14 protein-coding genes and 1 tRNA gene are annotated in these 12,460 nt (G+C 41.8%); 12 read left to right on the plus strand and 3 right to left on the minus strand.

Translation table 11 applies throughout. The annotated features are described in order from the left end of the window. Positions 1–39 precede the first annotated feature (39 nt). The 10 genes from rpoA2 (at position 40) to V7O61_RS11170 (ending at position 8,742) form a co-directional block, all read left to right on the plus strand. Positions 40–1,095: a DNA-directed RNA polymerase subunit A'' gene (rpoA2, locus tag V7O61_RS11125; protein ID WP_407347488.1), complete on the plus strand. Its 1,056-nt coding sequence runs from the start codon at positions 40–42 to the stop codon at positions 1,093–1,095. Positions 1,096–1,199: 104 nt separating this feature from the next. Beyond that, entirely contained in the window at positions 1,200–1,487 is a 288-nt protein-coding gene (locus tag V7O61_RS11130) for a 50S ribosomal protein L30e (protein WP_023845900.1), read from the plus strand. 14 nt (positions 1,488–1,501) lie between these two features. Then, positions 1,502–1,927 carry a NusA-like transcription termination signal-binding factor gene (locus V7O61_RS11135; protein ID WP_023845899.1) on the plus strand — a complete coding sequence of 142 codons (426 nt, stop codon included), beginning with the start codon at positions 1,502–1,504 and terminating at the stop codon, positions 1,925–1,927. A 50-nt stretch (positions 1,928–1,977) separates the two neighbouring features. After that, complete coding sequence (locus tag V7O61_RS11140; RefSeq protein ID WP_023845898.1) at positions 1,978–2,406, plus strand: 30S ribosomal protein S12; 429 nt, start codon at positions 1,978–1,980, stop codon at positions 2,404–2,406. After that, a complete protein-coding gene (locus V7O61_RS11145; protein ID WP_084324009.1) occupies positions 2,403–2,972 on the plus strand; it encodes a 30S ribosomal protein S7 in 570 nt (189 codons plus the stop codon). The genes V7O61_RS11140 and V7O61_RS11145 overlap by 4 nt, the downstream gene beginning before the upstream one ends. Positions 2,973–3,002: 30 nt before the next feature. Next, positions 3,003–5,201, plus strand: coding sequence for an elongation factor EF-2 (locus V7O61_RS11150; RefSeq protein WP_023845896.1), 2,199 nt, complete (start codon positions 3,003–3,005; stop codon positions 5,199–5,201). Between the two features lie 113 nt (positions 5,202–5,314). Then, positions 5,315–6,583 (plus strand): translation elongation factor EF-1 subunit alpha, encoded by a 1,269-nt coding sequence (gene tuf / locus V7O61_RS11155; RefSeq protein ID WP_407281756.1) that lies wholly within the window; start codon positions 5,315–5,317, stop codon positions 6,581–6,583. Positions 6,584–6,619: 36 nt separating this feature from the next. Continuing rightward, a complete protein-coding gene (gene rpsJ, locus V7O61_RS11160; protein ID WP_015052947.1) occupies positions 6,620–6,931 on the plus strand; it encodes a 30S ribosomal protein S10 in 312 nt (103 codons plus the stop codon). Between the two features lie 242 nt (positions 6,932–7,173). Then, entirely contained in the window at positions 7,174–8,364 is a 1,191-nt protein-coding gene (locus V7O61_RS11165; protein ID WP_407281754.1) for an NAD(P)/FAD-dependent oxidoreductase, read from the plus strand. 12 nt (positions 8,365–8,376) lie between these two features. Beyond that, positions 8,377–8,742 (plus strand): DUF1641 domain-containing protein, encoded by a 366-nt coding sequence (locus tag V7O61_RS11170; protein ID WP_023845893.1) that lies wholly within the window; start codon positions 8,377–8,379, stop codon positions 8,740–8,742. A gap of 51 nt (positions 8,743–8,793) precedes the next feature. Here V7O61_RS11170 and V7O61_RS11175 read toward each other — a convergent pair whose 3' ends face one another. After that, positions 8,794–10,242, minus strand: coding sequence for an MASE3 domain-containing protein (locus V7O61_RS11175; protein WP_407281753.1), 1,449 nt, complete (start codon positions 10,240–10,242; stop codon positions 8,794–8,796). 171 nt (positions 10,243–10,413) lie between these two features. Beyond that, on the minus strand, positions 10,414–11,136 hold the full coding sequence (locus V7O61_RS11180; protein WP_407281752.1) for a HesA/MoeB/ThiF family protein: 723 nt from the start codon (positions 11,134–11,136) through the stop codon (positions 10,414–10,416). 253 nt (positions 11,137–11,389) lie between these two features. On the opposite strand from V7O61_RS11180, the gene V7O61_RS11185 reads away from it, so the two are divergent. Beyond that, complete coding sequence (locus V7O61_RS11185) at positions 11,390–11,704, plus strand: transcriptional regulator (RefSeq protein WP_023845890.1); 315 nt, start codon at positions 11,390–11,392, stop codon at positions 11,702–11,704. A gap of 42 nt (positions 11,705–11,746) precedes the next feature. On the opposite strand, the gene V7O61_RS11190 is transcribed toward V7O61_RS11185, so the two are convergent. Further along, a complete protein-coding gene (locus V7O61_RS11190) occupies positions 11,747–11,941 on the minus strand; it encodes a MoaD/ThiS family protein (protein WP_407281751.1) in 195 nt (64 codons plus the stop codon). Between the two features lie 430 nt (positions 11,942–12,371). Between V7O61_RS11190 and V7O61_RS11195 the strand changes: the two genes are divergently transcribed. Then, positions 12,372–12,443: transfer RNA gene (locus V7O61_RS11195), tRNA-Arg, on the plus strand. Positions 12,444–12,460: the final 17 nt, after the last annotated feature.

The raw sequence follows: 12,460 nt of genomic DNA on the forward strand, positions 1-12,460 counted from the left end.
CTGCCAAAAAACATCATGAAAACCTTAAAAGATGACGTGATGAGAGTCGGAGTTACAAAGAAAGAGCTCGAAGATATCATAGAGCAGGTTATGAAAAGCTACGATTATGCATGTGTAGAACCCTGTGAGGCAGTAGGTGTGGTTTCAGCACAGTCCATTGGTGAACCGGGTACCCAGATGACCATGCGTACTTTCCACTATGCGGGTGTCGCTGAAATTAACGTTACACTTGGTCTGCCACGTCTTATCGAGATTGTAGATGCAAGAAAGACACCAAGCACGCCAATGATGACAATCGCACTGGAAGAGGAATATGCCCAGGACAGAGACAAGGCACGTATGCTTGCATGGGAGATTGAAGCAACTCATATCGAACATCTTGCAGATATCACAACTGACCTTGCAAACATGCACCTGATTATAGACCTGCATGAGAAAACACTGGTTCACAGAGCACTTACTCCAGATGAAATTGCAGACAAGCTTCGTGAAGAACTGGATGTGATGGTGAATGTATCTGACAGTGTTGCAAACCAGATTATTGTCACACCTAATGCACCGTCTTACCGTGAACTGCTTCAGCTTGCAAAGAACATACACACAATTACCCTGAAAGGAATTGAAGGTATCAAGAGAGTAGTTATCAGAAAAGATGGTGAAGAATACACTCTTTATACAGAAGGTTCACAGCTTAAGAACGTTCTTCAGATTGAAGGTGTTGATGTTACAAGGACATCCACCAATAATATTGGAGAGATCTATGAAGTATTTGGAATTGAAGCTGCAAGGAACTCAATCATCACCGAAGCTACCAACACACTTTCAGAACAGGGTCTTACTGTTGATATAAGACACATAATGCTTGTATCTGACATTATGTGCTGTGACGGAGAAGTAAAACAGATTGGAAGACACGGCATTTCCGGAGAGAAAGCCAGTGTGTTCGCCCGTGCAGCATTCGAAGTTACTGTGAACCACCTGCTAGATGCAGGAATGCGCGGAGACCGCGATGAGCTTAATGGGGTTACTGAGAACATCATTGTAGGACAGCCTATTAAGCTTGGAACCGGAGATGTGCACCTAATTACAAAATAATGCTTCATTATATAGAAGTATATAAAGAACAACCAGAAAGTAAATATACGGAATCACTTATTAATACAAATCTCAAACTGACGATATAAATGAGTTGATATAAAATGGATATTAACATTGACAAAGCACTTATCAAAGTGATCAGAACCGGAAAGGTGATCATTGGGTCAAACAGGACCATCGATGCTGCTGTTAGCGAAAATGCAAAAATGGTAGTACTCGCTGCAAACTGTCCTGCCGACGTAAGAGCCAAGATTGAAAGCACAAACGTACCGATACTCAACTACCCAGGCACAGGAACAGAACTTGGTCCTGCATGCGGAAAACCATTCCTTATCGCTGCAATGGCAATCATTGACAGCGGTGAGTCTGATATTCTGGCTGCCGCTTAAAGGAGTTGCGATATTTGGGCGAGATCAAGTTATCCACTGAAGGTATCCGATACATCGCATTATTTGAAAAATTAACCGGCGCGGCGGTCAAAGATTGTATAATCGATGACGGTAGGATAATATATGTGATAAAAGCAGGTGACATGGGCGCTGCTATCGGAAGAAAGGGAGACCATATCAACCGTATGAAGAAAACAGTGGATAAACAGATAGATCTTGTCGAATATTCGGACGAACCCGGTGTATTCATCAAAAATGCATTCAGTCCGGTAACTGTCAAATCAGTGAACATCACAAGCAGAAACAATAAGCGATTAGCTTATGTAGAAGTATCTAATAAGGACAAGGGTCTTGCCATAGGACGCAATGGGAAAAACATTGAAAAGGTTAAACTTGTCGCAAAGAGACATCACGACATAGACGACGTAATACTGCAGTGATCGTTCGAATAATATCATACTCATCAAAGACATTAATTGGAGAATATAATATGCCAAATGGAAAATATGCAGCTCACACGCTTCAACGCATGCGAAAGGATGCAAGGTGGAAGGATCCTCGCTACAACAGGCGCACACTGGGTCTTGACGTAAAAGCAGACCCTCTTGGTGGTGCACCTCAGGGTAGAGGAATCGTACTGGAGAAAGTGGGTGTAGAGGCTAAGCAGCCAAACTCAGCAATCAGGAAATGTGTAAGAATACAGTTGATCAAGAATGGTCGTCAGGTGTCAGCTTTCTGCCCTGGAGACGGAGCTATCAACTTTATTGACGAACACGACGAAGTTACAGTAGAAAGAATTGGTGGCCGTATGGGTGGTGCAATGGGAGATATTCCTGGTGTGCGCTTTAAGGTAACAGCTGTTAACAACGTATCTTTAAGAGAGATGGTCATTGGCCGTAAAGAGAAACCAAGGAGATAATCCAGATGTATAAATTATTCAGTAAATGGGATCTCAGCGAGGTAGAGGTTGCGGACCAGGGAATCAGAAGGTACGTAAATCTCGATCCTGTAATCATCCCACATACAAATGGTAAGCATGCAAGACAGCAATTCAACAAGTCAGATATCTGCATTGTTGAGAGACTTGTTAACAATGTCATGCGCAATGAACAGAACACAGGAAAGAAACAGAGAGCAATGATGATTGTCTCTGAAGCTTTTGATATAATCAACAAGAGAACACAGAAGAACCCTGTACAGGTACTGGTAGAGGCTATCTCTAATGCAGGCCCAAGAGAAGAAGTTGTAAGACTTAAGTACGGTGGAATATCTGTGCCAAAAGCTGTAGACACTGCTCCACAGAGACGTGTTGACACTGCACTCAGATACATCACAAAGGGTGCAAACCAGGCAGCATTCAAATCAAAGAGAACTGCAGCAGAATGCCTTGCATCAGAGCTTATTGCAGCTTCAAACCGTGATGCAAAATGCTTCTCAATCAACAGGAAAGATGCGAAGGAAAGAGTCGCAAAGGCAGCACGTTAACGCTGTACAATTTAATTAAGGGTAATTAATATGGCAAAAGATAAAATGGTCGACCGTGTGGCAGCGCTCATGGGAAAACCAGAGATGATCCGTAACATTGGTATTGTTGCGCATATTGATCACGGTAAAACAACTTTATCAGACAATCTTCTTGCAGGCGCAGGAATGCTCTCAAAAGAGCTTGCAGGTAACGCATGCTGGACAGACTCTGATGAGGAAGAGCAGGAAAGAGGGATTACAATTGATTCCGCAAACGTTTCAATGGTCCACGAGTACGAGGGCAAAGAATATCTCATCAACCTTATCGATACACCAGGTCACGTAGACTTTGGTGGTGACGTTACACGTGCAATGCGTGCTGTAGACGGTGCTGTAGTGGTAATTGATGCTGTAGAAGGTACAATGCCACAGACAGAAACTGTCCTCAGACAGGCACTCAAGGAACACGTTAAGCCAGTTCTTTTCATCAACAAGGTTGACCGTCTCATCAACGAACTTCAGGTTGACGGACAGGAAATGCAGATCAGGCTCGGAAAACTCATTGACCACGTAAACAAGCTCATCAAGGGTATGAACGAAGAGCGTTACAAGGCAGGATGGAGAGTCGATGCAGCAGAAGGTACCGTTGCTTTCGGTTCAGCACTGTACAACTGGGCTATCAGCGTACCAATGATGCAGAAGACAGGTGTCAGTTTCCAGCAGATATATGATTACAACAAAGCTGATGATCCTGAAAAGATAAAGGAACTTGCAGACAAGTGTCCACTCCATGAAGTTCTGAACGACATGGTAATCAGATTCCTTCCATCACCACTTCAGGCACAGGAAGGAAGAATTGGCGCAATCTGGCATGGAGACAAGGAATCCCAGATATACAAGTCAATGATCAATGCTGACCCTAATGCAGACCTTGCTTTCATGGTAACAGATATCACCATGGATCCACATGCAGGTGAAGTTGCAACCGGAAGATTGTTTAGCGGATCACTTTCACGTGGTATGGAAGCTTTCGTATCTGGTACTTCAAGAAAGAACAGAATTCAGCAAGTCGGTGTTTTCATGGGTCCAAAGAGACTTGAAGTAGAGAACATCCCTGCTGGTAACATTGCAGCTGTAACCGGACTCAGAGATGCTATTGTCGGTTCAACAGTAACAACCCTGGAAGGCATGGAGCCTTTTGAGAGTATCACTCACGCAAGTGAGCCTGTAGTTACAGTCGCTGTAGAAGCAAAGCACATGAAGGATCTTCCAAAGCTTGTCGATGTGCTTAGACAGGTTGCAAAGGAAGACCCAACACTTAAGATTACACTTGACGAAGAAACCGGTGAACACTTGATGGCTGGTATGGGTGAACTTCACCTTGAAGTCATCGCACACAGAATTGAGCGTGACAAGGGAGTAGAGATTACAACCACACCACCTATTGTAGTATACCGTGAAACCATCCGTGGCAGTGCAGGTCCTGTAGAAGGAAAGTCACCAAACAGACACAACAGATTCTATGTTGAGATCGAGCCACTCGAGGAAGGCGTCAGAGACCTTATCAAAGCTGGCGAGATATCAATGCGTATGCCTGAAGTTGAGCGCAGAGAAAAGCTCATGGAAGCAGGTCTTGACAAAGACCAGGCAAAGGGCATCGTAGATATATTCGAGAGCAATGTTTACATAGACATGACAAAGGGTATCCAGCACCTTAATGAAACCATGGAACTTATCCTTGAAGGATTCCATGAAGTCATGAAGGGAGGACCTCTTTCAAAGGAACCATGCATGGGTGTAAAGGTCAAGCTCGTTGATGCGAAGTTGCACGAAGATGCTGTCCACAGAGGACCAGCACAGGTAATCCCGGCATCCAGACAGGGTATTCAGGCAGCAATGCTCATGGCTGACGATACACTTCTTGAGCCATATCAGAAGGTATTCATTCAGGTACCACAGGACAACATGGGTGGCGCAACCAAGGAAATCCAGGGACGTCGTGGAATCATTATCAACATGACATCCGAAGGTGACATGACCATAATCGAGTCCAGAGCACCAGTATCCGAACTCTTTGGATTTGCAGGAGACATCAGATCTGCAACAGAAGGACGTGCAATGTGGAGCACAGAATTTGCAGGATTCGACACACTTCCAGCAAACCTTACCGGTGAAATAGTAAGCGGCATCAGAGAAAGGAAGGGACTTAAGAAGGAGCTTCCACAGGCATCCGACTACCTTAGTATGTAAAGTGTTTTGTAGCTATAGCTACAAAATACCTATTTCGTCAGAAAGGTTTAAACGTAGAAACAACAATTAGGTCAAATCATATTGAAACTAACATTAAATAAGGAGTAATTAAAATGGCAGCTGAGAAACCACACATGAACTTAGCAGTTATCGGTCACGTAGACCACGGCAAGTCAACATTTGTCGGAAGATTGATGTTCGAGACAGGAGCAGTACCTGCTCACCTTATCGAAAAATACAGAGCTGAAGCAAAAGAAAAAGGTAAAGAATCATTTGCTTTTGCATGGGTAATGGACTCACTCAAGGAAGAGCGTGAGAGAGGAGTTACCATCGACATCTCCCACAAGAGATTCGACACAGACAAGTACTACTTTACAGTAGTAGACTGTCCAGGTCACCGTGACTTCGTCAAGAACATGATCACCGGTGCATCCCAGGCAGATGCAGCTGTTCTTGTAGTAGCAGCACCTGATGGTGTAATGGCTCAGACAAAGGAACACGTTTTCCTTTCAAGAACACTCGGTATCAACCAGCTTATTGTTGCTGTAAACAAGATGGATGCAGCTGAATACAGCGAGGACAGATACAACCAGGTGAAGAAAGATGTAAGTGACCTTCTCGGTATGGTAGGATTCAAGGCATCAGAGATTCCATTCGTACCAACATCCGCATTCGAGGGTGACAACATCACAAAGTCAAGCGAAAACACACCATGGTACACTGGTCCTTCACTTCTTGACTGCCTCAATGACCTTAAGGAACCAGAAAAGCCAGACAAGCTTCCACTCAGAATTCCTGTACAGGATGCATACACCATTTCCGGTATCGGAACTGTACCAGTAGGCAGAGTAGAGACTGGTGTTATGAAGAAGGGTCAGACTGTAACCTTCAACCCAAGCGGTGTAAGCGGTGAAGTTAAGTCCATTGAAATGCACCACGAAGAAGTTCCGGAAGCAGTACCTGGCGACAACATCGGATGGAACGTAAGAGGTGTAGGTAAGAACGATGTACGCAGAGGAGATGTCTGTGGACCATCTGACAACCCACCATCAGTAGCAGACGAGTTTACAGGACAGATTGTTGTTCTTCAGCACCCATCCGCTATCACAGCAGGATACACACCAGTATTCCACTGCCACACCACCCAGACCGCATGTACTCTCATGTCCATTGACAAGAAACTTGATCCTAAGACAGGCCAGGTCAAGGAAGAGAATGCAGCATTCATCAAGGCCGGTGACGCAGCAATTGTAACCATCAAGCCAACCAGACCAATGGTAATTGAGCCTGTAAAGGAAATCCCACAGCTCGGTAGATTCGCTATCCGTGATATGGGAATGACCATTGCCGCTGGCATGTGCATGAGTGTCAAACAGAAGTAAGACACTCTAATTTTCCTTTTTTAGGAGAAGAGCAACATGTCACAGAAAGCAAGAATAAGATTATCAGGAATCAGTCCTGTAAACCTTGATGGTGTTTGCGATCAGGTTAAAGCTATTGCAGACAGAACAGGTGTAAGTATCTCAGGACCAGTTCCACTACCTACAAAAAAGATGGTAGTACCTGTCCGTAAAAGTCCAAGTGGTGACGGAACCGCTACATGGGACCACTGGGAAATGCGTGTACACAAGAGACTCATCGACATTGCAGCAGATGAGCGCGCACTCAGGCAGCTCATGCGTATCCAGGTACCAAAGGACATCAACATTGAGATAGTACTCCAGAACTAAACTATAGTTATTGCTTATCAATAACTATATTCCTTAAGTTACAGATTATATCTGTAACCTACTCTACTTCTAAACTTTCATAAGCCAGCCAGTGCTGGCTATGAAAGATTCACACGCAGAACTGCAACAATTTATCTATTTTAGAAAGTTCTTCCATTTACTTAAATACTACTGGATAAAATTATCAGTACCGTAAAATATATGTAAACCTGTAACTCATAAAAAATATGGGGTTTAATATAATGACACAGAAGGTATTGATTTTAGGAGCGGGCTACGCCGGATCGGTAGTGGCAAACATATTGGCAAGAGAGTTTAGAAACAAAATTGCAAAAGATGAATTAGAAGTAACAATTCTAGACAAGAATGACACAAATATAAATCAGGGTGGGTTCACCTTCATTCCTTTTGAACTTTATACCCCGGAAGATATCACAAGACCCCGCAAGAAACTTATCAGCCCCAGAGTCAAAGCGTTTTTCGGAGCTGACGAGGAAGTAATGAACGTTGATCTTCAAAACAAAGAGATCACAGTCAGGAGTGATAAAAAATATACTTACGACTATCTTGTTATAGCCATGGGATGCAGAGCAGATCCTGATGCTGTTCCCGGACTTACAGATGATTTGAACACTTTCTACACATCCATGGATGACGCCTTCAAGGTGAGAGACCTTGTAAAAAATATAGAAAAGGGAAAAGTCGTAGTCTCTGTTGCCTCAATGCCTGTACCTTGCCCCGGTGCACCGGTTAAATTTACATTTATGCTGGAAAGCTACCTGCGCAACGTCAAAAAAGTTAGAGATGACGTACAATTAACACTTGTATGGCCTATGGAACCAATAGGACCACCAGAATTCAATAAATTTGTAACATCCCAGATGAATGAAAAGGGTATTGAAGTTCTGAGAAACTCTCCACTTTCAAATGTAGATGCAAGCAGAAAGGAAATTACGACAAAAAGTGGAGAGAAAGTCAACTATGACCTGTTGATAACCGTTCCACCACACAAAGCACCACAAGTACTGATAGATGCCGGACTTACGGACGAAAAAGGATGGCTTTCCGCAGATAAAGCCACACTACAATACCGTGGACCTGCAGGCAACCATGATAATGTCTATGTCCTTGGAGACCTTGGACCGGCAGACATCCTCAAAACCGGAATAGGTGCCCACTATCAGGCAATTGCAGTTAGCCAGAGTCTTAAGAATGACATACATGGAAATGGAATCCAGACACCTTATGAAGGAGAAACGGGATGCCCACTTGTTACAGAACTTGAAACTCCTGCCACCCCGGGTAGAGGATACATCGCCACATGGAAATATTCCAAACCACCGGAAGCATTCTCAACTACCAAAATGGGGTGGTTCCTGTACCGCATGTATTACCACATACACTGGGACATCAGTGTAAAAGGACTGTTCTGAGGAGATGAGAAAATGAGTGATGAAAACCTTATGAACCAGATATCAGGTGTAGAAATCAGACCAGGTGACGTTGAAGCAGTCTTAGACCTTATCCGAACAGCAAGAATATTGCAGGATTACATTAATGACCAGACAGCCCATGGAATTGCAGATCTCACATCCACTGTACTGAAGCTCACAAATGCCATCATGTGTACTGACCTGATAGAAGTAATGGAAAGAGCAGTACAGGATCCTGAGCTTGATAAAGCAATTCTTAACCCTCCAAAAATAGGCCTCACAGGCGTAATAAAAGAGATGGGTGATGAAGACTTCCAGAAAGGCATGGGAGTTATGCTCACACTTGTAAAAGCGATTGGTAGAGCAGCTGAAGAGTAAAAGCAAATAAGTTCCCATCCACTGGGAATTTCTTTTTTATTTCTGATTTGATTATTCTTTATCTTCAATACCGGTCTCAATATTATAAAATCTAATAATAAAAGTTGTTCCGGAAGGGTGATTATCTTCTACAGATATATCACCATATCTTTCAACTATCCTTTTTGTAATGTAAAGTCCAAGACCCGTGTGACCGGACTTGCCATACTTGAATCCTTCATCAAACACCCGGCCTTTAATCTTATCCGGTATTCCACTGCCATTATCAGAAATCCTGAGTTCGCAATAATCTTCCTTTGATTCCATTGACACATTGATAATGTCTGCTTTACCATGAACAACAGCATTCTGTATAATGTTGCCTATTACTGAATGCAAGCCACTATCCGCTTTTACCGAACAATACCCATGTATATTTACCTTTACCGGAAATTCCTGGGAAACTTCAGTTACAAGTATGCGAAGATCAACTGTCACAAGTTCCCTGATATACATAAGTGACTCAAAATCCTTCATCTCACGAATAAGTTTAATGCTATGGTTCACAGCCTTATCCGAGAAATCAAGTTCCTTTTCAGACATTCTTCCTTTGAGGTTTTCAATCGATAGGGAAATAATGTTTAGATCATTTAGAATATCATGCCTGAGTATCTGATTTACCAGACCCAGTGCCTCCAGCAGATCTTCCTGGGCTTTTTTCTTTTTAATAAGATCATATTCCCTCATCTTCAATTCCCGATAAAGTAAGTCATATGGTCTTGAAAGACTTGTAACGACTATAGCCTTGTAAATTAGATAGAACGAAAGAAGTTTAAAATAGTGACCGACAAGATTTGAAAAACCATAGACATCTATATAAAAGGTAAAAGCCAGTTCCTCAAATATCGTGAGAACGATAGAAATCATAATCAAACTGTAAACCCTGTTGTCAAATTCATCCTTATGTTTGTGAAGCAATATAGCTGAAACAAGCAATATCAGGGATATAATGTACTCACTAATAACTTTGAACTGGGTAAGACCACTTCCATCAATGTAGCAATCAGGGAAATAACCCATAAAAATTATAGAAATAATTAGTGACGTGACTGCAAAATAGGCAATAAGTACTTTTTTGTAATTGATTTCTTTGCCCATAAGAACAGGAGCAATCAAAAGTGAGATACTTTGCATGTATCTTGCAGCTATCCATAGCTGAGTTGGTAAGTTTGCACTATTATCCGGGAAAATACCCATTCCTTTATAGCTAATTATATGCAGGAAGTCTATCCATGATACGAAGAAAAAACTTATCCCAAGGAACAAAAGATATGAATTCTTCAGATATTTTCTGGAATTCCATGCAATCAGGAAAACAGCAGCAATGACTATTATACTCGCTACTTCAACTATACTATGAAATAAAAGATAGCTTTCAAGACTAATAAGATACAAAGCCAGGAGAGCCAGAGCTACAACAGTTGCTTCAGAGTATTTATCATATCTATTTCGTAAACCCACAAAGTAATCTCCGCATTTATTACACAAAACCTATTATAAAAATGAGGTTATAATATATAAGTATTACAATAAGACAGTTTACAAGAGGCCATAAAAACGAATTATGCATTTAAGCTGCCTTTTGGTTTTGCAACAGCCAGCTCAATAACAAACCTGGCACCAGAAGGATTATTATTTACCGCATATTTTACAATCCGGTCTTTTTGACACTTTCATATAATCCATTTCAGAATTAAGACCATCCCATATTAGCAGGCGGTTTGTCAGAAGCTTACCGGTCCCAAGCAGGTATTTAATGACTTCATTAGCCTGTATCATGGCAATTATACCAGGGGTCGTGCCAATCACAGGAAATATCTCCGATGGCGGTTCAGATGGGAATACACAATTAAAACATGCACTTTTTCCAGGGATGATCGTCATTGCCTGACCATCAAAACCACGAATTGCGCCATGAACCATGGGAATTCCTTTCTCATGGGCAACCTTATTCAGAAAATAGCGGACCTCATAATTATCCATGGCATCAACAATTATATCTGCATCAGCCACAAGGTCCATGATATTTGTTTCGTCAATTGTCAGGTGAAATGTCTGAATTTCTACGTGAGGATTAATCTGCAGGATTTTTTCCTCTATAGAAATGACTTTCTCTTTGCCAATGTCCTGTTCCCAGTGCAGAACCTGACGGTTAAGATTCGTTTGTTCCACAAGATCCTTATCTGCGACTTTCAAATGGCCTATTCCTGCAACTGCAAGATACAACGCAACCGGACAGCCAAGTCCACCGGCACCTGCCACAAATACGGTGGCATCACTCAAGCGCTTCTGACCTTCCTTGCCAAAAAGCAATATCTGCCTGCTGTATCTTTCGAGTTCATCATCGCTTAACATAGAACAAACCTTTCAATGTAGATTAATTCTCAATAACAGAATGTGTACTATGCATCATAAGTTGTCAAATAATATAAGTCCAGAGGTTTAAAGACCTGGATGCTGGAAAATTAAAAAACTGTAACTTCATTTGGAATTCTATCATGCTCTGTACAGGATATTATTGGACAAATCAATAAAAGATATTAAATATAAAAAACATATTCACAATTGTGAGATTTTGTTTTGAAAATAAATAATTAAAGGGATGCCTATGAAATTACCATGTCAGATGATCGTCTGGGACGTGTTGCCAGCCATCAGAGCAGCCATCGCAGAAGAACTTATGAATTGCGGACTGTCGCAACAGGAAATTGCCAAAGAACTTGATATGGCACCATCTGCTGTTTCACAATACCTGTCCAAAAAGAGAGGCTACAGGATTGTGCTTGAAGAGAATGTGAAGGTATCTATACGTGAACTTGCTGAAGATATGAAAGCAAACAAGGTTGATGACCTTGCTTCAAGAATATGCGGAATATGCAGGCAACTTAGGGAAGAAGGCCAGGAATGTGCTAATGACAATTAATGCCCTTTGACATTTTATCTGAAACCTGAGTTATCGGTGCTTTCAGCCTCCAAAAACAACCTGCATTATTCGTACATTATCTCCATTTTCGAGAATGCTGTCTTCCGGGATAATACATTTATTTTTAGATACCAGAACTTCACCCAGGCTTATGCCCAGATGTTGCAGTAATTCCACTACTGTCAAAGGACCCATGGCCAGTTCCTGGGTATCACCGTTTGGAAGTATTACGTTCATGTTTTTACCTTCTTGAAAAAAATAAAATAAAATAAAGGGGTATTGTCGCAGGGTTTTTGAAGTAAACGTTTTTCTGCAGGAGCCGGAAGACTCCTGCTAGGGATTTGAGGTTAAACCTCAAGCCAGGATCCGGATTCGAACCGGACGGCATTACTTTACAGGAGAATGTTTTGCCGTGCCAATGCCCTGGTTATTGGCTATTTTAGCCAAATCACAATTGTGATAGTACCTAATACACAATTGTGATATTTAAAAATAACGTTCGTATATTGACTAATAATCTATATTTATGTGAAAAACTAAAACAAATCAGCATATATCATACATTAAACAGTAGTAACAAATTAACAATAATTCCACATCAACAGCATATTTATCTCCAATGAGAAACATGCAAAATGAGTTTAAGTTCAAAACTAAAAATAAATGCGGACCTGTAGTGTAGCGGATATCACTTAAGCCTCCGGAGCTTAGAACCCGGGTTCGAGTCCCGGCAGGTTCGTCATATTAGAGTAATAA

Origin of the sequence: Methanolobus sp. WCC1 (genome assembly GCF_045690315.1) — an archaeon.
GTDB lineage: Archaea > Halobacteriota > Methanosarcinia > Methanosarcinales > Methanosarcinaceae > Methanolobus > Methanolobus tindarius.

What these genes read in the sequence shown, in the direction of transcription:
- rpsJ (WP_015052947.1), top strand. Translation starts at nt 6,620, where the DNA reads ATGTCACAGAAAGCAAGAATAAGATTATCAGGAATCAGTCCTGTAAAC.
- V7O61_RS11140 (WP_023845898.1), top strand. Translation starts at nt 1,978, where the DNA reads ATGCCAAATGGAAAATATGCAGCTCACACGCTTCAACGCATGCGAAAG.
- V7O61_RS11150 (WP_023845896.1), top strand. Translation starts at nt 3,003, where the DNA reads ATGGCAAAAGATAAAATGGTCGACCGTGTGGCAGCGCTCATGGGAAAA.
- V7O61_RS11165 (WP_407281754.1), top strand. Translation starts at nt 7,174, where the DNA reads ATGACACAGAAGGTATTGATTTTAGGAGCGGGCTACGCCGGATCGGTA.
- V7O61_RS11130 (WP_023845900.1), top strand. Translation starts at nt 1,200, where the DNA reads ATGGATATTAACATTGACAAAGCACTTATCAAAGTGATCAGAACCGGA.
- V7O61_RS11170 (WP_023845893.1), top strand. Translation starts at nt 8,377, where the DNA reads ATGAGTGATGAAAACCTTATGAACCAGATATCAGGTGTAGAAATCAGA.
- V7O61_RS11185 (WP_023845890.1), top strand. Translation starts at nt 11,390, where the DNA reads ATGAAATTACCATGTCAGATGATCGTCTGGGACGTGTTGCCAGCCATC.
- V7O61_RS11190 (WP_407281751.1), bottom strand. Translation starts at nt 11,941, where the DNA reads ATGAACGTAATACTTCCAAACGGTGATACCCAGGAACTGGCCATGGGT.
- V7O61_RS11180 (WP_407281752.1), bottom strand. Translation starts at nt 11,136, where the DNA reads ATGTTAAGCGATGATGAACTCGAAAGATACAGCAGGCAGATATTGCTT.
- rpoA2 (WP_407347488.1), top strand. Translation starts at nt 40, where the DNA reads ATGAGAGTCGGAGTTACAAAGAAAGAGCTCGAAGATATCATAGAGCAG.
- tuf (WP_407281756.1), top strand. Translation starts at nt 5,315, where the DNA reads ATGGCAGCTGAGAAACCACACATGAACTTAGCAGTTATCGGTCACGTA.